Here is a 21,792-nt window from a genome sequence, read left to right as displayed (position 1 = left end):
ATGGATGGCCGTGATGCAAGCTCCGGCCACCGTCCTACCGGTGCCAGCCCTCGATCCGCAAGCCGCTCAGCCGTTCCGCCTCTTCACGGGAAACCGAGCGGATGGTCTGCGTGAAGGTCCAGACATGGCCCTCGGGATCGCGCGCCCGATACTGGCGCTCGCCGTAGAACTGATCCGCCGGCTCCTGGATTATGTCAGCACCGGCTGTCCGAGCCTGCTCGCAATGGGCATCGATGCCGTCCTTCAGCCTGATATAGACTGACTGCGTGTTCTTGCCGGCGACGGAAGCCGGGCTGGCGACGTAATCGGTCCATTCGGAATCGACGATGATGTAGCCGTCGCCGAACCGCATCTCGGCGTGAACAAGTCTTCGCTCGGCATAGCTGACCACCATGCTGCGCTCGAAGCCGAAGGCTGCTTCAAGCCAGTCCAGCGCGGCACGAGGATCCCTATAGAACACCCCCGACCCCAAGGTGGCGTGCTTGAAGGGATCTTCGATCGTCATCCCTAAGCGCTTAGATCCTTGTTTTGTCGCATGATGTCTATCCGAAAAATCTGCAACTTTTCAGCATCATGCTTAAGCCTGCTCGGTGCGTGCGGCGCGCCGCCGGCGCTCGCCCTTCTGGCTCTGCACGATGCGCACGCGCTTAACGCGGCGCGGATCGGCATCGAGCACGTGGAACTCGAAGCCCGGAATGGCCTGCACCACCTCGCCACGCGCAGGAACGCGGCCAAGCGTGTTGAAGATCATGCCGCCGATGGTGTCGACATATTCGCCATGTTCGCCGGCGGCGAAATCCCCGCCGATCATCTTGGCGACATCGTCGATCTCGGCCTTGCCGTCGACGATGAACACGCCGTCACCGCTCTGAGTGATCATCGGCTCATCGTCGTCATGCTCGTCCTCGATGTCGCCGACTACCATCTCGACGATGTCCTCGAGCGAGGCAAGGCCGTCGGTGCCGCCATATTCGTCGATGACCAGGGCCATCTGCGTGCGCGTCGTCTGCATGCGGCCCATCAGGTCGGAGGCAAGCATCGACGGCGGCACGAACAGCACCGGGCGGATCAGATTGAGATCGCCAATGGTACGCGCAAGGTCGACCTGTGCGAGATCGAGAACCGTGGCGACGGGGGTTTTTCTGGTCGTGCGGCCCTTCTTGACGCGCGCGATCTTGGTGATGTGGGCCAGTACGTCACGGATATGCACCATGCCGCGCGGATCATCGAGAGTCTCGGAATAGACCGGCATGCGCGAATGGCCGGATTGTTCGAAGGTACCTAGGAGATCGCCGAGCGTCGTCGTGATCTCGACTCCCTGGATGTCGGTACGCGGCACCATGACGTCCTCGACGCGCACCTCGCGCAGCCGCAGGATGTTGTTGAGCATGGCGCGTTCGCCGGGCGAGAAGGATTCCCCATCGCTCGTCGTTTCAGCAAGCGCGCCGGCAATTTCCTCACGCAGGCTGGTTCCGTTGCGCTGCCTGAACAGGCCTAGAACGCGGTCGAACAGGGAGGGACCGGCGGGCGATGTTTCGCTGGCAACGCTGCCGGTGCTGGCAGCACCAGTGGTAACGGGACTCGGACTTGATCCCTCTTCCGACGTATCGGAAGCCTTGGTCGCACTGCCGGTGTCGGGGCGGGCGGCAGTCTCTGGTTTGTCGTTCATCGTCGTCCGGTCAATTGGTCAGAAGTAGTTACGCGTAGGGATCGGGAATGGCAAGCCTTGCGAGCGCAGCACGCTCGGTGGCTTCCATCGCCTCCGCCTCGGCGTCGGTCTCGTGATCGTAGCCCAGCAAGTGCAGCAAGCCATGGATGACGAGATGGGTGATATGGTTCTCGACAGGCTTGTCTTCCAGTGCCGCTTCACGCGCGACCGTCTCGGCGGCGAGCACGATATCGCCCAGCATCGGCGGCAACGGGGCCCCTTGCAACAGCGGAAAAACCGGGAAAGACAAGACGTTGGTCGGTTTATCCTTGCCGCGCCAGCCGGCGTTGAGGGTGCGGATATGGGCGTCGTCGGAAAAAACGAGGCTAAGTTCGGAACGGCCGGCCACGCCGGTTTCAGCAAAAACAGCTGCGACGGCATGGTTGACCAGCCGCGTCAGGCTTGCCTCATCGGGCCATTCGCCCGCTTCGACAGATATATCGATGTCGACGGGAACATTCCCGTCGCCGGATATTATGTCCTCAGGCATGAAGCCGCATCGTCAAAATCAATTCTCGGCACCGAGGCCGCGCGCCAGTTTGGCGTCGCGGTCATAGGCCCTGACGATTTCCGCCACCAGCGGATGGCGGACCACGTCGCCGTCGTTGAAGCGCACGGTCACCGCGCCCGCCACGCCGTCCAGCACACGCAAGGCTTCGACGAGGCCTGATTTGGTGTTGGACGGAAGGTCGATCTGGGTCGGATCGCCGGTGACGATCATACGCGAGTTCTCGCCCAGACGGGTCAGGAACATCTTCATCTGCATCGGCGTGGTGTTCTGCGCTTCGTCGAGGATGACGGCGGCGTGTGCCAACGTGCGGCCGCGCATGAAGGCGAGCGGCGCGATCTCGATGACTTCGGCGGCGATGGCGCGCTCGACCTTGTCGGCCGGCATCATGTCGTAAAGCGCGTCATAGAGCGGCCGCAGGTAAGGATCGACCTTCTCCTTCATGTCGCCCGGCAAGAAGCCGAGCCGCTCGCCGGCCTCGACCGCCGGCCGCGACAGAATGATGCGTTCGACCATGCCGCGCTCTAGCAGCATCGCCGCATGCGCCACCGCCAGATAGGTCTTGCCGGTGCCGGCCGGGCCGATGCCGAACACCAGTTCCGACCGTTCCAGCGCCCGCATATAGGCGTCCTGGTTGAGCGAGCGAGCATAGATCGTCTTCTTGCGGGTGGCGATCTGGGCGGCGGAGACCTTGCCCTTGCGCTCCAGCGTCGGCAGGGTCAGCTGATCGTCGGCGGCGATTGCCATGCGCACGGCGCCATCGACGTCGGACTGGCCGATATCGGCGCCCTTCTGGAGAATGCCGTAGAGATTGTCCAGGGCGCGGCGCGCCTGCTCGGCGGCTGACGCCGAGCCCTTGATGGTCAGCTGGTTGCCGCGCGAGCGGATGTCGATGCCGAGCTTCTGCTCGAGCCTGGCGAGGTTTTCGTCGAACTGACCGTAAAGGGCGCTGGCAAGCTTGTTGTTATCGAAAGTCAGAACGATATGCGCCATATCAGAAGCCCCGGATGCAGTGGTCTGAGGCATATTCTTCACTTCCGCAGCGCTCAACCGTCTCTCCTCATCTGCCGAGACCCTCAGGCCAATTCGGCGAACAGGCTGTTGTAGCCCGTCTTCGTGATTCGCACCTGGATAATGTCACCGATTTCGCCGGCCTTTTCATCAACAATAACCGGCTGCAGCCACGGCGAGCGGCCGACCTTCTGGCCGGACTGGCGGCCGGGCTTCTCGATCAGCGTGCTGATGGTGCTGCCGACGAGGCTCAAACCAAAATCCTGCTGCTGTTTAACAAGCAGAGCCTGCAGCCGCTGCAGACGCTCGTCCTTGACCGTTTCCGGCACATGATCGGGCATTTCAGCGCCCGGCGTGCCGGGGCGCGGCGAATATTTGAACGAGAAGGCCGAGGCGTAATTCACCCGGCGCACCAGTTCCATCGTCGCCTCGAAATCCGCTTCGGTCTCGCCGGGGAAGCCGACGATGAAGTCGCCGGAAAGCGCGATGTCAGGCCGGGCCGTGCGGATGCGGTCGAGCAGCGTCAGATAATCTTTCGCCGTATGCCTGCGGTTCATCGCTTTGAGGATGCGGTCGGAGCCTGATTGCACCGGCAGATGCAGATAGGGCATCAACGCCGGCAGATCGCGATGGGCGGCGATGAGTTCGTCGTCCATGTCGCGCGGGTGGCTGGTGGTGTAGCGCAACCGCGCCAGGCCGGGGATTTCGGCCAGCCGGAACAGCAGGCGGCCAAGGCCCCACTCCTCGCCGTTCTCGCCCCGGCCATGCCAGGCATTGACGTTCTGGCCAAGCAGCGTCACCTCGCGCACGCCGGCATCCGCCAGACGCTCAGCCTCCGCAACGATCTGCGCCACCGGCCGCGAGACTTCCGAGCCTCTGGTGTAGGGCACGACGCAGAAGGTGCAGAATTTGTCGCAGCCTTCCTGCACAGTGAGGAAGGCGGTGACGCCGCGCTTGATGACCTCGGCGCGCTTCGGCTGCGGCAGATGCTCGAATTTGTCCTCGATGGCGTAGTCGGTCTCGACGATCTTTTCGCCGCTGCGCACCCTCGCCAGTACATCAGGCAGCCGGTGATAGGTCTGCGGGCCGATGACCAGATCGACGGCTGGCGAACGGCGGATGATCTCGGCGCCTTCGGCCTGCGCCACGCAGCCGGCGACGCCGACCAGCATCTCGCGGCCGGCCAAAGCGCGTTCGGCTTTCATATCGCGGATACGGCCGAGTTCGGAATAGACCTTTTCCGCCGCTTTTTCCCTGATATGGCAGGTATTGAGCAACACCAGGTCGGCCTCGCCGATGGCATCGGTCGCGGAATAGCCGTCGGCGGCAAGCGCATCGGTCATGCGCTGTGAATCATAGACGTTCATCTGGCAGCCATAGGTCTTGATGAAGACTTTTTTCGCTGCCGTTGAAAGCACCACCGGCTGTCCGGCCGCGGTGGGGATGTCGTCGCTTTCGATCGTGTTCAAGTCCATCTGGCGGCTTCTAACGCCTTTCTGTGACAAAAAACAGACGATTCTCGGCATGCGCCTGCAGGTGCATGCCGGGCTAGCGCCCGCGGGCGCAGCCGGACTAACGGCTCGGGCGCGGATCGGCAAGCGCTGCCTGCATCATCCCGCGCACCTGGCCTTCCATCAGTTTCGACGTTTCCTTGCGGTTCGAACCCTTGGAAAAGGCGATCGGTTCGCCGAAATGCACCTCGACGTCGAGGGCGCCCTCCGCCAGCAGCACTTTGAGATGCGGCATCAAATCCTCATCGCCGATCCAGGCGGCAAGCGGGCGGTGGCGGCGGCCGAGCGGCACGCCATGCAGGCGCGTATAGGCAATCGCCACCGGCTGGATGAAGACCTGCTCCGCCGCGCCTTCCGAAATCGCCATCGAGGCAGCGCCAAACAGCGTGCTCTTGAACGGCAGGACGATGTTGCCGTCGCCCGTCGAGCCCTCGGCGAACAGCACCATGGCATCGCCCTTGGCCATGCGGCTGGCGATCTCGCTTGCCTGGTCGCCCGACGAACGCTTACGCTCGCGCTCGATGAACACGGTGCGTTGCAGCTTCGACAGCATGCCGATCAGCGGCCAGCCTTCCATGTCGGCCCTGGCGATGAATTTCACATCGGCAAAAGAGCCGAGCACCATGATGTCGGTCCACGAGATGTGATTGGATGCCACCAGCAAAGGACGCTTGGTCGATAGCGTTCCCTTGACATGGACACGCATGCCGAGTGCCCTGATGATCAGCCTGTGCCAGATCTTGAGGATAAAGGTTTCCGGCCACCAGCCGGTCTTCATCGACAGGATCTGCAACGGCACGAGGACCACCGACCCGGCGACAACGAGGCCCAGCGCCAGGAAAATCCTGATTTTCTTGATCATCGCCCTACCCCGGCCGTCTCGCTAGCGAAGATCGCGGCGCATAACAAGCGCGCCGGTCGGTCCGTGTTCCGGCGACCTGTAGTAATTCGGTCGCTTGCCGACCTCGCGGAAGCCGAGCCGCCGATAGAGCGCGATCGCCGCGACATTGGTCTCGTCGACCTCGAGGAACAGCGCTTCGGCACGCTGCGCGTGCAGTTCGCGCAGTACCGCGTCCATCAATTGCCAGCCGAGCCCCTGCCGGCGATGCGATCGTGCCACCGCGACGGTGAGGATCTCGCCTTCGCCGGCCGCGAGCCTCGCCAGCACGAAGCCGACCGGAGGCTTGGCGCCCTGTCCGGTTTCACGCGCGGCATAGCCGAATACGGTGTCCTGTTCGAGCAAGGCGGCGAATTCGCCATCGGTCCACGGGCGCACAAAGTCCTCGCGATGCAGCAGCGAGACCGCCGGGCTGTCGGCGATCTTCAGCGGCTCGAGCGCGTAGTCCCGGCGGCGTGGTTGGAGAAAAGGTATGCGCATCAACTCTCTTGCCTTGATAGAATGAATCCCGCCTGCGGCTTGGCGTCAGCGCCGCGCAGATAGAGTGGTTTCGGCCTTTCGCCGGGACCCTTGGCGGCAGCCAGGCGGGCATATGTGACAATATCGGCGGTGGCCGTCTGAGGGCCGATATCGAAGGCGCGTCCGGCCGACGCGGCGATCAGCGCCGCCGCGGTTCCGGTAAGCACCGACGAGCTTTCCGTCGCCATGGTGACGACATCAGCCAGTGTGGCCACAGCCGGACCGTAAGTCAAAGCTGACATTTCATCGTAGAGGGCGGCATGGATTTCCTCGCGACCCGCATCGAGCGCCGCCAGTACGGCGCGACCGGGAAATGCTGCTGCCGCCTCAGCAGCCAGCGCCTCGAGCGTCGTCACCCCGATCGCCGGAATCTTGAGCGCCAGCGCCAGGCCGCGCGCGGTCGAGACGCCGACGCGCAGACCGGTGAAAGAACCCGGGCCAACGGAAACGGCGATGGCGCCAAGACCGGCATAGTCGGTCGCACTTGCCTTCAGCGCTTCGGCGATGATGGTCATCAGGTGCTCGGCATGACCCTTGCCGAGATCGAGCACCGAACGGCCAAGCTCCTGCTTCGCCGCCGCGTCATAGACGCAAGCGGCGCAGAGGTTGGCGGCACAGTCAATGGCAAGCAGTTTCATGAAGCGACCGGTTCGAAAAACAATTCCCTGTGCCCGCCACGGCCCGCCACCGCAAGGGGATAGTTCATAATTCGTTAAGCGGCTTCGCTTCGGCCCGGCAGGAAATATCTACGCAACCTGTTCGATGCGCAGCATGTGGTTGTCCCAGACATAGTCCGGTTCGGAGCGTGTCGCACCGCTGCCCTCGACGATTTCGCCGGCGCCTGTGGTGGCCATGAAGCCGGTTCCGTCGGGCGCCACGCCGCAAACCTCGACCAGTGCGCTGGCCGAAACGACCCGGCTGCTCGTCGCATCGATCACGACAAGCGAATTGCCTTCCGGCGACGAGACGGCGACGGTGCCGGCAGCCGGATTGGCGGCGACCGAACCGATATAGTTGCGGAAGCCGGACAGCACGTCCTGCGGCATGTCGAGCAGCTGCAAGTCCTTGCCGCGCGCGGCGCGGCCGACAAGCGGCGGACGATCGGTGCCCGGCCCCCGGTATTGGCAGCCGAACCAGACGGTGCCGGACGGGTCGGTGTCCATATGCCGGATCGACAGCTGATGCAGTGCCGCCGGCAATTCGTGCTTCTCGATGAGGTCGCCGGTGACGCGGTCGATGAGCACATAGGACGGCTTCATGGTCGCGATGTTGAGCTCGGCGCGGCCGTAATCCGGATGGGTCTCGATGCCGCCATTGGCAACCGCGATCGTCCTGCCGTCACCCAGCAGCAGAAGCTCGTGCGGACCCATGCCATGGGTCGGGAATTCACCGATGCGGTTGAACTTCGCCCGCGCATCGTAGATGCCGACCACGCCGGCGGCGCTGTCGAAGTCGTTTTCGGTGGCGTAGAGCAGCGCCCCGTCGGGCGAGAACATGCCATGCCCAAAGAAATGCCGGCCGGCGATGCTGGCGATGGTCAGCGGTTCGTCGCGACCAGAATGATCGAACACCACGGCGAACGTGCCGGGCTGGCGGGCGAAGACCACCGAACGCTTCGATATGGGATCGAATGTGACGTCATGGCCGCGATCGGGCAGGTCGATCGCGTGCAGGACCTTGCCGGCTTCGGACAGCACAGCGGCGCCATAGCTGCCATCGCGCTTGACGAACGCGGTGGCGAAGACGGCGTCGGCCGCAAGCGTCTTTGCCCAGGCCGACGGCGCTACGGCAGCGGCAAAGCCAATGCCTGCGGCCCTGAGAAAATCGCGCCGGTCGACGAGGGAGGTTTTCAAGAGGCGATCCTCCCCTGCACTGGCTCGCTCCAAGACAGGGTGATTTTTGCGGATCGGAGCTGACGCTTGGCACCTACCGGTTCTTGGAATGATCTATCGCAGACGTTGGAAGTTGGCCGAAGCCTCCGGAATTTCGTCATCCACGGGCGGAGCAGGAGCGAAGCTCCGTCGCGGAGACCCGAGGATCCACGCCGTGACCTCGACCGTCGGGTGCATGGATCCCGGGGTCTGCGCTGCGTCGCTTCGCTCCTTGCTTCGCCCCAGGATGACGAAACTATGGGCGTTTTGGCCAATCCCGAAATCATGCTCAGTCCCCATCCAACGACGAGAAGCCGGCAGTCAGACCAAATTCGGCGGTCAGCCTGGTGCCGATCAGGGTCGACAGGCTGGAGGTGATGAGCGCGAAATGGTCGAGTTTGTCACGCAGTGCCGGATCGGCAAGCGCCTTGTCGATCGGGCCCTGGATGGACTTCGCGGTAGCGACACCATTGACCAGTTGGATGTGGATCGATTCCGCCATCCAGCGCACATCGACCGGCAGCGCGTCGCCAAGCTTCGAGGCCTGGAACAGCGTGTCTATCCCGGACAGATTGCCGGCCAGCGAATTGGCGGTGTTCCGCGAGCGCCAGTAGATCGCCTGTTTCGGCTTGTCCGCATCCGGCTTGCCGCCGAAAAACCCTTTCAGGCGCACATCGCGAACCATTTCCAGTTCATTGATGAAGACGCCGACCAGTTCGGTCACCGCTTCGTTGCCGTCGCGGTAGAGCGGGTTCTGTGGCCCCGGATTGGCCCAAAGGGCAGCAAATCCGTTGGGCTTGTTCCAGGCATCGTTGACGTCGCCGGCCATGGTTTCGATGTTGCCGGCAATCGCGGCGCCATAGGCACAACGATAAGGATCGTCCCTGCCCGTCAGTGCATCGGCGCCGTCGCCGTAAAGCACGAATTCCAGCGCGCCCAGCCCCTGCATGGCGACACTCTTGCCGGCCAGCTGTGCCGGGTCGGTAGCGGTCGGATCCTTGGCCGCCAAGGCTGCCTGCACCTGCTTCAGGCCGATGCTCTTACGATCCGGCCAGAACAGCATGCGTTCCAGCCGGTTGTTCTCTTTGATCGGCCCGAAACCGATGATTTCGGCCGACGACCAGGCATAGATGGTGGCGGAAAATTCGGCGCGCGCCGCATCGAGTTCCCCTGGCGAGGGCGCTTCGCAGAGCTTGTGCATCGCTTTCGTCAGGGCTTCCGCATGCTCATGCAGGCCGGCATAGGCCGGGCGGACAAAGCCGTAGATCACCCTCTGGATGATTTCGGAGGCTTTGACCGCCGCAGACGCAGGGACGGCGCCCAGTAGAGCCAGTGGAAGAACGAGAAACAATGCAGAGCGCTTGAGCATCACAGAGACTCCAGGAATTTGAGCAGCGCATCGCGATCGGCGACGTCGGCGGCGGCAAAGCGGTCGCGTGCCTTCCGCGCTTCGCCGCCATGCCACAGGATCGCCTCGGTCAGGCTGCGGGCACGCCCATCATGCAGGAAAAAGGAATTGCCGTTGACCGTCTCGGTCAGGCCGATGCCCCACAAAGGCGGCGTGCGCCATTCATTGCCCGCCGCTTCGCCCACGGCCTGGCCGTCGGCCAGATCGGGCCCCATGTCGTGCAGCAGGAAGTCGGAATAGGGCCAGATCAACTGGAAGGCCTGCGCCTTGTTGGGCGTGCCGCGACGGGTGACGAATTTCGGCGTGTGGCAGGCAATGCAGCCGATCTCATAGAAGACCTTCTTGCCGGTGAGCACATCTGGTTGGTCGAGGTCGCGGCGTGCCGGCACGGCCAGGTTCTGCGAATAGAAGGTGACGAGATCCATCACTGGCGGCGGCGCCTCGACCGGGCCGAGACGCTGCTGCACGCCGTTCGGCATGGTGAGGCATTTTTCCTGTGCGGCGGTGCAATCGCCCCAATGTTTCGGCACTTCCGGTGTCGAAATGCCGATATCGCCGCCAAAGGCATCCGCCGCCTGCTGGCGGATCGACGCGGTCTGCGCCTTCCAGCCGAAACGACCAAGCGTCAGTTCGCCGCTCGGGCCATCGCGCACGATGTTCGGCCGGCCAGAAATACCATCTCCGTCCCGGTCGTCCGGGTCGGCGTTGGCAAGAATGTCAGCTGGTGCGATCTGTTCGATCAGACCCAGACCGATCATCGGCGGCGTCAGGCGCGGCGACAGCGTGGTGCGCGGATCGAGTGGTCCATAGGCAGGATCGGCGACTGAATAGCTGGGTTTGCGCAAGGAAATCACGGTGTCGTCCGTCAGTTCTACCTTACGCTCCTGATAGTCGACATGCATCCGGCCTTCGCCGTGCAGGCCGGGCACCGCCAGTTCCTGCAATTGCGCACCATAGACCGGGTCGGGGAAGTTCAGCACCTTGTGATCGGCAAGCGCTGCTCTCTCTTCCGCTGTACCGGCATCGCGAGCCAGCCGCAGGAACATCGAGGTGGTGCCGGCATCGCCTTGCGGGGGACGGCCGCGACCGTCCTTCAGATGGCAGTTCTGGCAGGCGCGTTCGTTGAACAGCGGACCGAGCCCGTCCGAGGCCTGCGTCGAGGACGGCGACGAGACCCAGTTCTTGCGAAACAGGGCATTGCCGAGCTTGAAGTCGCCCTCTTCCTCGAAGGTGATGTTGGCGGAGGATTGCGAGAAGGAATCGCGGCTGACGTCCTTTCTTGACGTGCCGGCGCCGCCTTGCATCAATTCGAATTGCTCCGGCCTGGAGAAATCCGACGTCGGCCTGGTGATGGCGGTGACGCGCGCCTGATCGTTTGGATTGAGGTCGGTGCGCGTGGTGGCGAGGCCGGCAGGTTGAAGATCACCGGCCATCGCCGAAGAGGTGAGCGCCACCACGAGGACGATACAGCGCCGACGCGCCAATCTGGCTGGCGTCTTCCGAAGGAGCGGCGAGCCATGGGCCCGCCGCGAGCGGCGCACGAATTCTAGAAGGCGCCGCATTCCCGCATGCCCTTACTCCGCCTCGTCCGCCGATGCGGCGTTGAGCTGGCCGTATTTTTCCTCGCCAATCGAGGCAAGCAGGTCGAGCTGCGTCTCGAGGAAGTCGATGTGACCCTCTTCGTCGGCGAGCAATTCCTCGAACAGCTTCATCGTCACATAGTCACCGGCGTCGTTGCAGATCTCGCGTGAACGCTTGTAGGCGGTACGCGCGTCATATTCGCCGGCAAGGTCGGATTCGAGCACTTCCTTGACGTTCTGTCCGATGCGCAGCGGCGCCACGGACTGCAGGTTCGGATGGCCTTCAAGGAAGATGATGCGGGCCACGAGCTTATCGGCATGGTGCATCTCCTCGATCGATTCCGCCCGCTCCTTCTTTGCCAGCTTGGCGTATCCCCAGTCCTCCAGCAGACGGAAATGCACCCAGTACTGATTGACGGCCCCTAGCTCCAGAAAAAGGGCCTCGTTAAGCCGCTCGATGACCTGCGGGTCGCCTTTCATGATTTCTGCTCCCGTATTGGACGCGCAGGCTTCTGACGCGATCCAGGTGTGAAACGATATCCACGCCGCTCGCCTCCGAGCGGGCGTGGTAATTTTCGGTGACCCGAATGATCGTTTCCACCACATTTGGGAAGCAGCCGCAACAGCGACCGCGCTTTTGCATGGCATGATAGACCTTCGCCGGCACGATCAGCTGCCAGGGATCCTGATCCAGCAGCCCGACGATCGTCTGCTCGATCTCCTTCTCAGTGATGATATTGCAATGGCAGATCAGCATTAATTTGCTCGGATGGCTGACGGCGCCTCCCGCGCCGTGTGGCTTGATTTCCTACCGGAGCCCATTCCCAGCCGACTATCCGGCTTCGGATCAGGCTCCAGCCTTTCGACTTTACTTGAACACCTTGTCGGGTGCGTCGAGACTGTCGGACCCTTCGAAGGCGATGGTGCTGAGCTTCAGGGAGCCAACGGCGCGTTCGATCGACTTGGTCTGGTCGATCAGCGCGTCGATTGCCGCCTGAACGGTCGCATTGCCTTCCGTGTTGCCTTCGGCGATCTGCTGGTCATAGGCCTCGCCGGCCAGTGCCCGTGCCTTGATCGCTTCCATCTTGGCGACCGTGACATCGAGCTTGTCCGACAATTCCTTGTCGATCGCCGGATCGGCTGCCTTCACCATATCGGCCACCGAGGGACCCGAAACGACGGTGCCGTCGAGGCTGGTATAGCTGGCGTGATAGGCAGCGCGAATGCCGATGGCGTCGTAGAGATGCGAGTTGTAGGTGTTGTCGGAAAAGCAGTCGTGCTCCTCTTCCGGATCGTGCAGCAACAAGCCGAGCTTCATGCGTTCGCCCGCCAGTTCGCCGTAGGACAGTGAGCCCATTCCGGTGAAGATGGTCGAGATGGCGGCGTTCGGCTCGCCATCGACGAGGCTTTTGCGGGCAGCGCCGTCTTCCTTCCAGTTGCCGACCATCTCCTGAAGATCGGAGACCAGAAGGTCGCTGGCCGACTTCAGATACTGGGCGCGTCGGTCGCAATTGCCGCCGGTGCAGTTCTTGAGGTCGTAATCAGTGTAGGGGCGCTCGCCGGCACCCGGTCCGGTGCCATGCAGGTCCTGGCCCCAGAGCAGGAATTCGATGGCGTGGTAGCCGGTGGCAACGTTGGCCTCGACGCCGCCGGCTTCCTGCAGCGTGCCGGAGAGGAATTCCGGCGTCAGGTTCGAAGCATCGACCTTCTTGCCGTTGATCTCGATCTCGTTGTTGGCGATCACATTGGCCGTATAGAGCGCGTTCGCGTCCGATTCGGTGCCATAACTCTTGGCGACATAGTCGATCAGGCCTTCGTCCAGCGGCCAGGAATTCACTTTGCCTTCCCAGTCGTCGACGATCTTGTTGCCGAAACGGTAGACCTCGGTCTGCTGGTAGGGAACGCGCGATGCCTTCCAGGCGTCGCGCGCTGCATTGAGGGTTTCCGCCGAGGGGTTGGCGAGCAGCGCGTCGACTGCCTTGTCGAGCGCCTGCGCGGTGGTCAGCGAATCCTCATACTTGGCCAGAGCGATGTCGGAATAGGTCTTGATGACCGCCTTAGCATCGGCCTCCGCCTTGGCCGGCAACACGAACACCGCCGCCGTCAGCAGGGCCGTCGCGCCAATCGCGGCAAACCTGCCGCCATATCGTGCTGTCATAATCACTCTCCAGTTTCTCGGAAATTCTGTAAACGGCGCGCGCGGCAACGGGCGCATGGCCATCTGCAAGCCATTGGGCGCAAGAGATGCCGCGCCATCGCGCGGTTCGCGGAAGAAAGACACCAAAATGCCTCCAATCGAAAGGGTTCAAGGCCCAGACATTAAAGGGATGCGCTGACGCGCGAGCCTCCATAAAGCTGCGACATCGTCGGATGTCAATGGAGATCGGCAAGAAAAATCAATTGAAACAATAGTTTAGAATTATTCTAAACTGCAACTGTCAACTTTATGCATCGGCCCTGCACCGGTCTTGCCGCCGAACTGTACGATTGACAGCCGCCATCCCGAGTGCGACCCGCAAAAGCTCTCTTGCGGCGGCGCCAGACAATTGCCACTTGGCGAGACATCCTAGGATAGAAGCGGGATTGGAATGCGATGAAGAACGGTGTGGTCATTGTCGGCGCGGGTCATGCGGGCGTGCAAGCGGCCGCGAGTTTGCGTGAGGACGGCTATGACGGGCCGGTGATCCTCGTCGGCGACGAGAACGAGCTGCCCTACCACAAGCCGCCGCTGTCGAAGACCTTCATCAAGGATGCCGAAGCCAAACCACAACCCTTGCGCGGCGAGGCCTTCTACACGGGCAACGCCATCGACTACCGGCCGGGCGTCAGGATCGATCGCATCGACGCCACGCGCCGCAGCCTTGATATTGCCGGCGGCGGCACACTTGCCTTCGATCACCTGATCCTGGCGACCGGCTCGCGGCCGCGCGTCCTGCCGCTGCCCGGTTCGGACCTGTCCGGCGTGCTGTCGCTGCGCTCGCTCGCCGATGCGCGTCTGATCCGGGAACTCAGCGCACAGAGCGGCGAGGTCGTCATCCTCGGCGGCGGCTTCATCGGGCTGGAGATCGCGGCGACGCTGCGGGCAGCCGGCCGCACGGTGACCGTGGTCGAAGCGGTCGACCGGCTGCTTGGCCGCGCCGTGGCGCCGGTGGTGGCGAGCCACGTCCGCCAACGGCTGGAAGCGACAGGTGTGCGCATCCTCACCGGCACCTCGATTGCAAGGCTCGAAGGCGAAAACGGCCATGTCGCAGCCGCGATCACGTCTAGCGGCGAAAGGCTGCCGGCGCGCATGGTCATCGTCGGCATAGGCGCCGTGCCTAACGTCGAACTGGCGCAGCAAGCCGGCCTCAGCATCGCCAACGGCATCCGCGTCGATCACCAGATGCGCACTTCGGCGCCTGAAATCCTGGCCATCGGCGACGCCGCCTCCTACCGGCACTGGTTCACCGGCGGCGACGTACGGCTGGAATCGGTGCAGAACGCCACCGACCAGGCACGGCTTGCCGCACGTACCATCACCGGCCATGCCGATGCCTATTCAGCGGTGCCGTGGTTCTGGTCCGACATCGGCGACATGAAATTGCAGATGGTCGGCCTGACCGCCGGCGGCGACAGCCATGTCGTGCTCGGCGACCTGCCCGACAACAAATTCTCGATCTATCACTATGCCGGCGACCGGCTGCTCGGCATCGAATCGGTGAACCGTCCCGGCGACCACATGCTTGGCCGCAAGATGCTCGGCGCCGGCTTCTCGCCGACGCCGCAAACGGTGGCCATGGGTTCCGAAGGGCTAAAGGCGGCACTGGCCGCGTTTCAGATCATGGAGCCAGCCAAGGCCAGTGCGTAGGGTTGCCAATTTTTGCCATACGCAACAAAATGCCTGAATGAGCGTCATCAAGATCTCACTTCCCGACAGTTTAAAGCATTTTGTCGATCAGCAAGTGACGGATCGCGGCCATGGCACGAGCAGCGAGTATGTACGTGAATTGATCCGCCACGATCAGGATCGTCAACTTCTGTGCGGTTTGCTCCTCGAGGGCGCATCATCGGCGCCGGGCGCTCCCACTGATGATGACTATTTTGCCACGCTGCGAAAACGAGCGCAGGGCCAATAATCAAGCGCTGTCGACATCTGATCTTCGGGTCCTGCACGCCAAGATGGACATTCCAGCCTGGTTACAGAATCCGGGCTCCTGACGGCACGTTTACCGCTCGCGTAGGCCGTCAGGAGAAATGGGCGCCGCCGATCAGGCGGCGCAGACTTCGCGGATCGAGCTTTCCAGAATGTCGAGCGCTTCGTTCATGACGCTGTCCTGGATGGTGATCGGCGCCAGGAAGCGGATGACGTTGCCATAGACGCCGCAGGTCAGCAGGATCAGGCCCTTGTCGAGCGCCTTCAGCCTGATCGCGTTGGCGATCTCGGCTGACGGCAGGCCCTTCTTGACGTCGTTGAACTCGACCGCGTTCATGAAGCCGAGGCCTCTTATGTCGACGATCTCGGGCACGTCGTCGCGGATCGACTGCAACCGCTGCTTCAGCCTTGCACCCAGCGTGTTGGCGCGGTCGCACAGCTTTTCGTCATCGATCACGTCGAGCACGGCGTGCGCCGCGGCGACACCGATCGGGCTGCCGCCATAGGTACCGCCGAGCCCGCCGGGGCCGGGCGCATCCATGATTTCGGCGCGGCCGGTGACCGCGGCCAGCGGGAAACCGCCGGCCAGGCTCTTGGCCATGGTGGTGATGTCGGCGGCCACCTCATGGTGATCCATCGCGAACATCTTGCCGGTGCGAGCGAAGCCGGTCTGCACTTCGTCGGCGATCAGAAGCATGCCGTGCTGGTCGCAAAGCTTGCGCAGCGCCGTCAGAAACTCGCGTGGCGCGTCGTAGAAACCACCCTCGCCCTGAACCGGTTCGATGATGATGGCAGCGACGCGGGCCGGGTCGACATCGGCCTTGAACAACCGGTCGAGTGCGGCCAACGAATCGGCGACCGATACGCCATGCAGCGGCACCGGGAACGGCGCGTGATAAACGTCGCCCGGCATGGCGCCGAAGCCGACCTTGTAGGGCACGACCTTGCCGGTCAGCGCCATGCCCATGAAGGTGCGGCCATGGAAGCCGCCGGCAAAGGCGATGACCGCCTGGCGGCCGGTGGCGTTGCGAGCGATCTTGATGGCGTTCTCGACCGCCTCGGCGCCGGTGGTGACGAAGATCGTCTTCTTCTCGAACTTGCCAGGCAGCATGCCGTTCAGCCGTTCGGCCAGCCGCACATAGCTCTCATAGGGCACGACCTGGTGGCAGGTGTGGGTGAAGCGGTCGAGCTGCGCCTTGACCGCCTCGATCACCTTCGGGTGGCGGTGACCGGTGTTGACGACGGCAATGCCCGACGAGAAGTCGATGTAGCGACGGCCTTCGACATCCCAGATCTCCGAATTCTCAGCCCGATCGGCATAGATCTGCGTGGTCATGCCGACGCCGCGCGAGATCGACTGGTTCTTGCGTTCGGAAATGGCTGAATTCTTCATGGTGTCCTCATCGGGCCGGCGCCCGTTCTAGTTTGATGTCGCTGACAGGTCTTCTGACCTTATTTCACGTTTTCCTCAAGTCGGCACCAGCGGCAGGCGATTGGGCCTGTGATCCCACCTTAACCAGTCGCCCGATACGCGGACGAGGGAGGTTCCCTTTTCCAAGGGATCGATTATCTTCGAGCAGCCCGCGAGGCTCCGCAGTGGGAACGTCCCACGCAGGCAGGGGAAGCCATGACAAGGAACGCGACATCGTCCGCCTTGCAACCGTTGCCCTCCAACCTTTTGCCGTTTCGAAATGCCCCGATCCTTATCGCCTGCGCGATGGCCGGCCTGTTTCTCACCGGTTGCCAGAAGCACGAGGCGGCCGAACACAAGCTGCCGATCATGGTGCGCACCGCGGATGTCGAGATCTCGAGTTACGCCCCGACGACGTCGCTGACCGGGGTCATCGCCGCGCGCACGCTGAACAACCTCGCCTTCCGGGTCGGCGGCCGCGTCGCCGAACGGCTGGTGGAAATCGGCCAGCATGTCGACAAGGGCACGCTTTTGGCCCGCATCGATCCACAGGAGCAGGAATCGGACCTGCGCTCGGCGCAGGCCGATCTCGACGCGGCACAGGCGCAATTGACGCAGGCATCCGCCGCCTTCGAGCGCCAAAAGACGCTGCTTGCTCAGGGTTTCACCACGCGCCGGGACTATGATCAGGCAGCACAGGTGCAGAGCGTTGCACAAGGCAGCGTCCAGCAGGCGCAGAGCGCGTTGGACAATGCGCGGGAGAGCTTCACCTTCACCGAGTTGCGGGCCGGCGCGCCGGGTGTCGTCACCGCCCGCGCGGTCGAGGCCGGCCAGGTGGTGCAAGGGGCACAAACAGTCTTCACCATCGCCGAGGACGGCGACCGCGACGCGGTCTTCAATGTCCACGAAACGCTGGTTGCCGGCAGCTCGATGGCACCACCACCGGTGTCGATCACGCTGGTGTCGGATCCGTCAGTGAAGGCGACAGGCAAGGTGCGAGAGATTTCTCCGGTGGTCGACGCCGCCTCGGCCTCGGTTCGGGTCAAGGTCGCCATTCCCGAGACCCCTGCCGCCATGCCGCTTGGCGCCGCCGTCACCGGCACGGTCAGCGCTCAGCCGGTGAAAGCCGTGATCCTGCCCTGGCAGGCGCTGACCTCCAGCAACGGTCAGCCTGCGGTCTGGCTCATCGACCTTGCTTCCAAGAAGGTCACCGTCGCGCCGGTCGATATTCTCGCTTATGGTTCCGGTGTCATCGTCGTCGACAAGGGGCTGGAGCCCGGCCAGCACGTCATCACCGCCGGCGGTCAGTTGCTCAGCCCGGGCCAGACGGTCGAGATCGCCGGAGGGGCAACGCAATGAACCGGCAAGCGCGCATAATCGCCCTGTCGGCGCTGGTTGTTGTCGGCGCCTGTTCGGCCGAGCCGGAAAAGGCGCCCGAGATCATACGGCCGGTGCTTTCGGTGGTGGTCGAGCCGCGCACCAGCCAGACGCTTGGCTTCGCCGGCGTCGTCGAGCCGGAATTCAGTGCCAACCTGGCCTTCCGCCTGCTTGGCCGTGTCGTCACCCGCGACGTCGATGTCGGCGACCTCGTCACCAAGGGTACGACGATCGCCACGCTCGATCCGACGGCGCTGGAATTGGCCGTTCAGGCAGCCAAGGCTGGCCTCTCCAACGCACAGGCCGAATTCACCAATGCTTACGCCAGCGAGGAGCGCCAGCGCGCATTGCTGGCAGACAGGAACACCTCGCAGGCCACCTATGAGGCAGCCCAGCAGGCGCGGCAAGCCGCGCAGGCCAATGTCGAGCGCGCCAAGGCGGCGCTGGCCAAATCGCAGGAACAACTCGGCTATGCCAGGCTGTTTTCGGACTTCGACGGCGTCGTCACCGCGACCGGCGCCGAAGTCGGGCAGACCGTGTCGGCCGGCCAGACGGTGGTGACGGTGGCTCGCTCGGATGTGCGCGAAGCCGTCGTCGACATTCCAGACCAGTTAACTGGCGACCTGGCTGACGGAACCGGCTTCGATGTCATACTGCAATCGCTGCCGGCGATCCGCACCGAGGCCAAGCTGCGCGAGATCGCGCCGCAGGCCGATAGTTCGACCCGCACACGCCGCGTGCGCCTGACGCTGCTCAATGCGCCGACCGCGTTCCGGCTCGGCTCGACCGTGACGGCGACACGGGTGACGGCGATCGACCCGACGATCGAGCTGCCGCTGTCGGCTCTGCTCGAAAAGAACGGCAAGCAGCAAGTCTGGATCGTCGACGCGCAATCGAAGGTCGCTTTGTACGATATCCAGGTCGGAGCCAAACGTGCCGGCAGCTTTATTGTTGCCGGCGGACTTGATGCGGGCATGCGCATCGTCACCGCCGGCGTGCACAGCCTGACAGCGGGCGAGGCGGTCAAAATCCTGGAAGGAGCCGCCAAGTGAAGGGCTTCAACCTCTCCGACTGGGCGCTCAGCCATCGTTCGCTGGTCTGGTATTTCATGCTGGTATTCGTCGTCGCCGGCGTCTCGGCCTATCTCAATCTCGGCCGCGAGGAAGACCCGGCCTTCACCATCAAGACCATGCTGATCCAGGCCAATTGGCCGGGCGCCTCGGTCAACGAGACAGTCCGGCAAGTAACCGACCGCATCGAGAAGAAACTGGAGGAACTCGATAGCCTCGACTACAGCAAATCCGTCACCACGGCCGGCAAGACCGTCGTCTTCGTCAATCTCAAGCCGTCGACCAAGGCACGCGACGTGGCCCCGACCTGGGTACGCATCCGCAACATGATCAACGACATCGGCGCCCAGTTTCCGGAGGGCGTGCAAGGTCCGTTCTTCAACGACCGTTTTGGCGACGTCTATGGCAATATCTACGCCTTCACGGCGGACGGCCTGACATCGCGCCAGCTGCGCGACTATGTCGAGCAGGCGCGCACCCAGATCCTGGCTGTGCCCAATGCCGGCAAGGTCGACCTGATCGGCGCCCAGGACGAGGCGATCTATCTCGAGTTTTCGACCCGCCAGATCGCAGCCCTTGGCCTGAACCAGCAGGCGATCGTCGCTAGCCTGCAGGCGCAGAACGCGATCGCACCATCGGGCGTTATTGAGACCGGCCCCGAACGCGTCAGCGTGCGCGTCTCGGGCCAGTTCACTTCGGAGGAAAGCCTGCGCGCCATCAATTTGCGCGTCAACGACCGCTTCTTCCGGCTGAGCGATGTCGCCACCATCACCCGCGGCTATGCCGATCCGCCGACGGCATTGTTCCGTTTCAACGGCGAGGATGCGATCGGGCTCGCCATCGGCATGAAGCCCAACGCCAACCTGCTCGACTTCGGCAAGGCGCTGAAGGTCGAGATGGACAAGATCGTTGCCGACCTGCCGGTCGGCGTCGGCGTGCATCTGGTCGCCGACCAGCCTGTCATTGTCGAGGAGGCGGTTTCGGGCTTTACCCGCGCGCTGTTCGAGGCGGTCGCCATCGTGCTTGCCGTCTCCTTCATCAGCCTCGGCATGCGCGCCGGCTTCGTCGTGGCGCTGTCGATCCCGCTGGTGCTCGCCATCACCTTCCTGTTCATGGACTATCTCGGCATCTCGCTGCAGCGCATTTCGCTGGGCGCGCTGATCATCGCGCTCGGCCTGCTGGTCGACGACGCCATGATCGCCGTCGAGATGATGGTGGCGAGGCTGGAGGCCGGCGACAATCTGCGCAAGGCGGCGACCTATGTCTACACCTCAACCGCGTTCCCGATGCTGACCGGAACGCTGGTCACGGTCACCGGCTTCATTCCAATCGGCCTCAACAATAGCGCGGCCGGCGAATACACCTATACGCTGTTCGTCGTCATTGCCGTGTCGCTTCTGGTGTCCTGGATCGTGGCGGTGCTGTTTGCGCCGCTGCTCGGCATCACTATCCTGCCTGCGGTGATGAAGCAGAAGCAACACGACAAGCCCGGCCGTTTCACCTCGCTGTTCCGCAGCGTGCTGGTCGGGTCGGTGCGCCGCCACTGGCTGACGATCATCGCGACAGTGCTGTTGTTCGCCGCCTCGGTCGTCGGCATGGGCTTTGTCCAGCAGCAGTTCTTCCCGTCCTCCGACCGGCCGGAACTTATCGTCGATTGGAACCTGCCGCAGAATTCATCGATCGCCGAGACGCGGGACCAGATGGAGCGCTTCGAGAAGGCAGCCCTTGCCGGCAATCGCGACATAGACCACTGGAGCTCCTATATCGGTCAGGGCGCGGTACGCTTCGTGCTTGCCTATGACGTGCAGCCGGCCAATCCCTATTTCGGCCAGACCGTCATCGTCACCAAGAACGTCGAGGCGCGTGACAGGGTAAAGGCGGCAATCGAAAAAATGCTGCGCGACGACTTCGTCGGCACCGACGCCTTCGTCAAAACGCTCGAACTTGGTCCGCCCGTCGGCCGGCCGGTGCAATACCGCGTCAGCGGCCCCGACATCCAGACGGTGAGGACGCTGTCGCAACAACTGGCAGGCGTTATCTCGGCCAATCCCAAGCTTGGCGCGCCGATCTTCGACTGGAATGAACCGTCGCGGGTGCTGAAAGTGGACGTGCTGCAGGACAAGGCGCGCCAGCTTGGCGTCACCTCGTCGGACATCTCCAATGCGCTGAACAGCATCGTCGGCGGCGTCACCATCACCCAGGTGCGCGACGCCACGTACCTCATCAACGTCGTGGTCCGCTCGCGCGATGCCGAACGCGGCTCGATCGAGACGCTGCGTAACATGCAATTGCCGACCGGTGCCGGTGAATCCATCCCACTCGCCGCCGTCGCCAACTTCCACTACGAGTTGGAGCAGCCGACAGTCTGGCGACGCAGCCGCGTGCCGACGATCACCGTGGGCGCCGGGCTCGTGGGCGATGCGCTGCCGGCGACGGTGGTCGACGAGCTAAAACCCTCGGTCGATGCCTTCATTGGCAAGCTGCCGGTCGGCTACGCCGTCGCCACGGCCGGCTCGGTCGAGGAAAGCGCCAATAGCCAGGGGCCGATCGCGGCGGTGGTGCCGCTGATGCTGTTCATCATGGCGACGATCCTGATGATCCAGCTGCAAAGCTTCCAGCGGCTGTTCCTGGTCGTGGCCGTCGCGCCGCTTGGGTTGATCGGCGTGGTTGCTGCACTGTTGCCAAGCGGCGCTCCGCTCGGCTTCGTCGCCATCCTCGGCGTGCTGGCGCTGATCGGCATCCTGATCCGCAACTCGGTCATCCTGATGGTGCAGATCGAGGATCTGGT

At 63.3% G+C, this 21,792-nt stretch carries 20 protein-coding genes; 5 read left to right on the top strand and 15 right to left on the bottom strand.

Translation table 11 applies throughout. From position 1 onward, the window contains the following. Positions 1-34: 34 nt before the first annotated feature. The 14 genes from NKJ06_RS24900 to NKJ06_RS24835 all read right to left on the bottom strand — a co-directional run bounded on the left by NKJ06_RS24900 (position 35) and on the right by NKJ06_RS24835 (position 13,172). Positions 35-505 carry a VOC family protein gene (locus tag NKJ06_RS24900; RefSeq protein ID WP_352629755.1) on the bottom strand — a complete coding sequence of 157 codons (471 nt, stop codon included), beginning with the start codon at positions 503-505 and terminating at the stop codon, positions 35-37. Positions 506-577: 72 nt separating this feature from the next. Continuing rightward, positions 578-1,669, bottom strand: a complete 1,092-nt coding sequence (locus NKJ06_RS24895; protein ID WP_352629757.1) for a hemolysin family protein — start codon at positions 1,667-1,669, stop codon at positions 578-580. Between the two features lie 28 nt (positions 1,670-1,697). Further along, positions 1,698-2,198 (bottom strand): rRNA maturation RNase YbeY, encoded by a 501-nt coding sequence (gene ybeY / locus NKJ06_RS24890; protein ID WP_352629759.1) that lies wholly within the window; start codon positions 2,196-2,198, stop codon positions 1,698-1,700. Positions 2,199-2,216: 18 nt separating this feature from the next. Further along, on the bottom strand, positions 2,217-3,242 hold the full coding sequence (locus tag NKJ06_RS24885) for a PhoH family protein (RefSeq protein WP_352629959.1): 1,026 nt from the start codon (positions 3,240-3,242) through the stop codon (positions 2,217-2,219). Positions 3,243-3,292: 50 nt separating this feature from the next. Continuing rightward, positions 3,293-4,702, bottom strand: coding sequence for a tRNA (N6-isopentenyl adenosine(37)-C2)-methylthiotransferase MiaB (miaB, locus tag NKJ06_RS24880; RefSeq protein WP_352629761.1), 1,410 nt, complete (start codon positions 4,700-4,702; stop codon positions 3,293-3,295). Between the two features lie 97 nt (positions 4,703-4,799). Beyond that, complete coding sequence (gene olsA / locus NKJ06_RS24875; RefSeq protein WP_352629763.1) at positions 4,800-5,600, bottom strand: lyso-ornithine lipid O-acyltransferase; 801 nt, start codon at positions 5,598-5,600, stop codon at positions 4,800-4,802. Positions 5,601-5,621: 21 nt separating this feature from the next. Then, the gene (gene rimI, locus NKJ06_RS24870; protein ID WP_352629765.1) at positions 5,622-6,116 is read right to left on the bottom strand and encodes a ribosomal protein S18-alanine N-acetyltransferase; all 495 of its coding nucleotides are present in this window, start codon (positions 6,114-6,116) and stop codon (positions 5,622-5,624) included. Further along, a complete protein-coding gene (gene tsaB, locus NKJ06_RS24865) occupies positions 6,116-6,793 on the bottom strand; it encodes a tRNA (adenosine(37)-N6)-threonylcarbamoyltransferase complex dimerization subunit type 1 TsaB (RefSeq protein ID WP_352629767.1) in 678 nt (225 codons plus the stop codon). Before tsaB ends, rimI begins: the two co-directional genes overlap by 1 nt. A 108-nt stretch (positions 6,794-6,901) precedes the next feature. Next, positions 6,902-8,008: a DUF1513 domain-containing protein gene (locus NKJ06_RS24860; RefSeq protein WP_352629769.1), complete on the bottom strand. Its 1,107-nt coding sequence runs from the start codon at positions 8,006-8,008 to the stop codon at positions 6,902-6,904. A gap of 307 nt (positions 8,009-8,315) precedes the next feature. Beyond that, positions 8,316-9,395: an imelysin family protein gene (locus tag NKJ06_RS24855; RefSeq protein WP_352629771.1), complete on the bottom strand. Its 1,080-nt coding sequence runs from the start codon at positions 9,393-9,395 to the stop codon at positions 8,316-8,318. Then, positions 9,395-10,996, bottom strand: a complete 1,602-nt coding sequence (locus NKJ06_RS24850; protein ID WP_352629773.1) for a di-heme oxidoreductase family protein — start codon at positions 10,994-10,996, stop codon at positions 9,395-9,397. Before NKJ06_RS24850 ends, NKJ06_RS24855 begins: the two co-directional genes overlap by 1 nt. Before the next feature lie 12 nt (positions 10,997-11,008). Continuing rightward, positions 11,009-11,494, bottom strand: a complete 486-nt coding sequence (bfr, locus tag NKJ06_RS24845; protein WP_352629774.1) for a bacterioferritin — start codon at positions 11,492-11,494, stop codon at positions 11,009-11,011. Further along, positions 11,460-11,771 carry a (2Fe-2S)-binding protein gene (locus NKJ06_RS24840; RefSeq protein ID WP_352629776.1) on the bottom strand — a complete coding sequence of 104 codons (312 nt, stop codon included), beginning with the start codon at positions 11,769-11,771 and terminating at the stop codon, positions 11,460-11,462. Before NKJ06_RS24840 ends, bfr begins: the two co-directional genes overlap by 35 nt. Positions 11,772-11,882: 111 nt before the next feature. Next, positions 11,883-13,172, bottom strand: coding sequence for an imelysin family protein (locus NKJ06_RS24835; RefSeq protein ID WP_352629777.1), 1,290 nt, complete (start codon positions 13,170-13,172; stop codon positions 11,883-11,885). A 435-nt stretch (positions 13,173-13,607) separates the two neighbouring features. Here NKJ06_RS24835 and NKJ06_RS24830 point away from each other — a divergent pair, with 435 nt between their 5' ends. Beyond that, positions 13,608-14,861 carry an NAD(P)/FAD-dependent oxidoreductase gene (locus tag NKJ06_RS24830; protein ID WP_352629779.1) on the top strand — a complete coding sequence of 418 codons (1,254 nt, stop codon included), beginning with the start codon at positions 13,608-13,610 and terminating at the stop codon, positions 14,859-14,861. A 37-nt stretch (positions 14,862-14,898) separates the two neighbouring features. Beyond that, positions 14,899-15,129: a ribbon-helix-helix domain-containing protein gene (locus NKJ06_RS24825; protein WP_352629782.1), complete on the top strand. Its 231-nt coding sequence runs from the start codon at positions 14,899-14,901 to the stop codon at positions 15,127-15,129. A gap of 132 nt (positions 15,130-15,261) precedes the next feature. On the opposite strand, the gene NKJ06_RS24820 is transcribed toward NKJ06_RS24825, so the two are convergent. Beyond that, on the bottom strand, positions 15,262-16,539 hold the full coding sequence (locus NKJ06_RS24820; protein WP_352629784.1) for a 4-aminobutyrate--2-oxoglutarate transaminase: 1,278 nt from the start codon (positions 16,537-16,539) through the stop codon (positions 15,262-15,264). 234 nt (positions 16,540-16,773) lie between these two features. On the opposite strand from NKJ06_RS24820, the gene NKJ06_RS24815 reads away from it, so the two are divergent. From NKJ06_RS24815 to NKJ06_RS24805, 3 genes are all read left to right on the top strand, one after another. Then, on the top strand, positions 16,774-17,916 hold the full coding sequence (locus NKJ06_RS24815; RefSeq protein WP_352629786.1) for an efflux RND transporter periplasmic adaptor subunit: 1,143 nt from the start codon (positions 16,774-16,776) through the stop codon (positions 17,914-17,916). Continuing rightward, positions 17,913-18,986, top strand: a complete 1,074-nt coding sequence (locus NKJ06_RS24810; RefSeq protein ID WP_352629788.1) for an efflux RND transporter periplasmic adaptor subunit — start codon at positions 17,913-17,915, stop codon at positions 18,984-18,986. The genes NKJ06_RS24815 and NKJ06_RS24810 overlap by 4 nt, the downstream gene beginning before the upstream one ends. Then, positions 18,983-21,792, top strand: a 2,810-nt coding sequence (locus NKJ06_RS24805) for an efflux RND transporter permease subunit (protein WP_352810942.1), incomplete at its 3' end; no start/stop codon positions are given. The genes NKJ06_RS24810 and NKJ06_RS24805, both read left to right, overlap by 4 nt.

Source organism: Mesorhizobium sp. M0293 (assembly GCF_040321735.1).
Taxonomy (GTDB): Bacteria; Pseudomonadota; Alphaproteobacteria; order Rhizobiales; family Rhizobiaceae; genus Mesorhizobium.
The sequence above is the reverse complement of the archived record's forward strand: the minus strand, read 5'-3'. Positions and strand labels throughout refer to the sequence as shown.

Excerpts from the sequence above, each read along its gene's own strand:
- NKJ06_RS24900 (WP_352629755.1), bottom strand. The coding sequence starts at position 505 with ATGACGATCGAAGATCCCTTCAAGCACGCCACCTTGGGGTCGGGGGTG.
- NKJ06_RS24895 (WP_352629757.1), bottom strand. The coding sequence starts at position 1,669 with ATGAACGACAAACCAGAGACTGCCGCCCGCCCCGACACCGGCAGTGCG.
- ybeY (WP_352629759.1), bottom strand. The coding sequence starts at position 2,198 with ATGCCTGAGGACATAATATCCGGCGACGGGAATGTTCCCGTCGACATC.
- NKJ06_RS24885 (WP_352629959.1), bottom strand. The coding sequence starts at position 3,242 with ATGCCTCAGACCACTGCATCCGGGGCTTCTGATATGGCGCATATCGTT.
- miaB (WP_352629761.1), bottom strand. The coding sequence starts at position 4,702 with ATGGACTTGAACACGATCGAAAGCGACGACATCCCCACCGCGGCCGGA.
- olsA (WP_352629763.1), bottom strand. The coding sequence starts at position 5,600 with ATGATCAAGAAAATCAGGATTTTCCTGGCGCTGGGCCTCGTTGTCGCC.
- rimI (WP_352629765.1), bottom strand. The coding sequence starts at position 6,116 with ATGCGCATACCTTTTCTCCAACCACGCCGCCGGGACTACGCGCTCGAG.
- tsaB (WP_352629767.1), bottom strand. The coding sequence starts at position 6,793 with ATGAAACTGCTTGCCATTGACTGTGCCGCCAACCTCTGCGCCGCTTGC.
- NKJ06_RS24855 (WP_352629771.1), bottom strand. The coding sequence starts at position 9,395 with ATGCTCAAGCGCTCTGCATTGTTTCTCGTTCTTCCACTGGCTCTACTG.
- NKJ06_RS24850 (WP_352629773.1), bottom strand. The coding sequence starts at position 10,996 with ATGCGGCGCCTTCTAGAATTCGTGCGCCGCTCGCGGCGGGCCCATGGC.
- bfr (WP_352629774.1), bottom strand. The coding sequence starts at position 11,494 with ATGAAAGGCGACCCGCAGGTCATCGAGCGGCTTAACGAGGCCCTTTTT.
- NKJ06_RS24840 (WP_352629776.1), bottom strand. The coding sequence starts at position 11,771 with ATGCTGATCTGCCATTGCAATATCATCACTGAGAAGGAGATCGAGCAG.
- NKJ06_RS24835 (WP_352629777.1), bottom strand. The coding sequence starts at position 13,172 with ATGACAGCACGATATGGCGGCAGGTTTGCCGCGATTGGCGCGACGGCC.
- NKJ06_RS24830 (WP_352629779.1), top strand. The coding sequence starts at position 13,608 with ATGAAGAACGGTGTGGTCATTGTCGGCGCGGGTCATGCGGGCGTGCAA.
- NKJ06_RS24825 (WP_352629782.1), top strand. The coding sequence starts at position 14,899 with ATGAGCGTCATCAAGATCTCACTTCCCGACAGTTTAAAGCATTTTGTC.
- NKJ06_RS24820 (WP_352629784.1), bottom strand. The coding sequence starts at position 16,539 with ATGAAGAATTCAGCCATTTCCGAACGCAAGAACCAGTCGATCTCGCGC.
- NKJ06_RS24815 (WP_352629786.1), top strand. The coding sequence starts at position 16,774 with ATGACAAGGAACGCGACATCGTCCGCCTTGCAACCGTTGCCCTCCAAC.
- NKJ06_RS24810 (WP_352629788.1), top strand. The coding sequence starts at position 17,913 with ATGAACCGGCAAGCGCGCATAATCGCCCTGTCGGCGCTGGTTGTTGTC.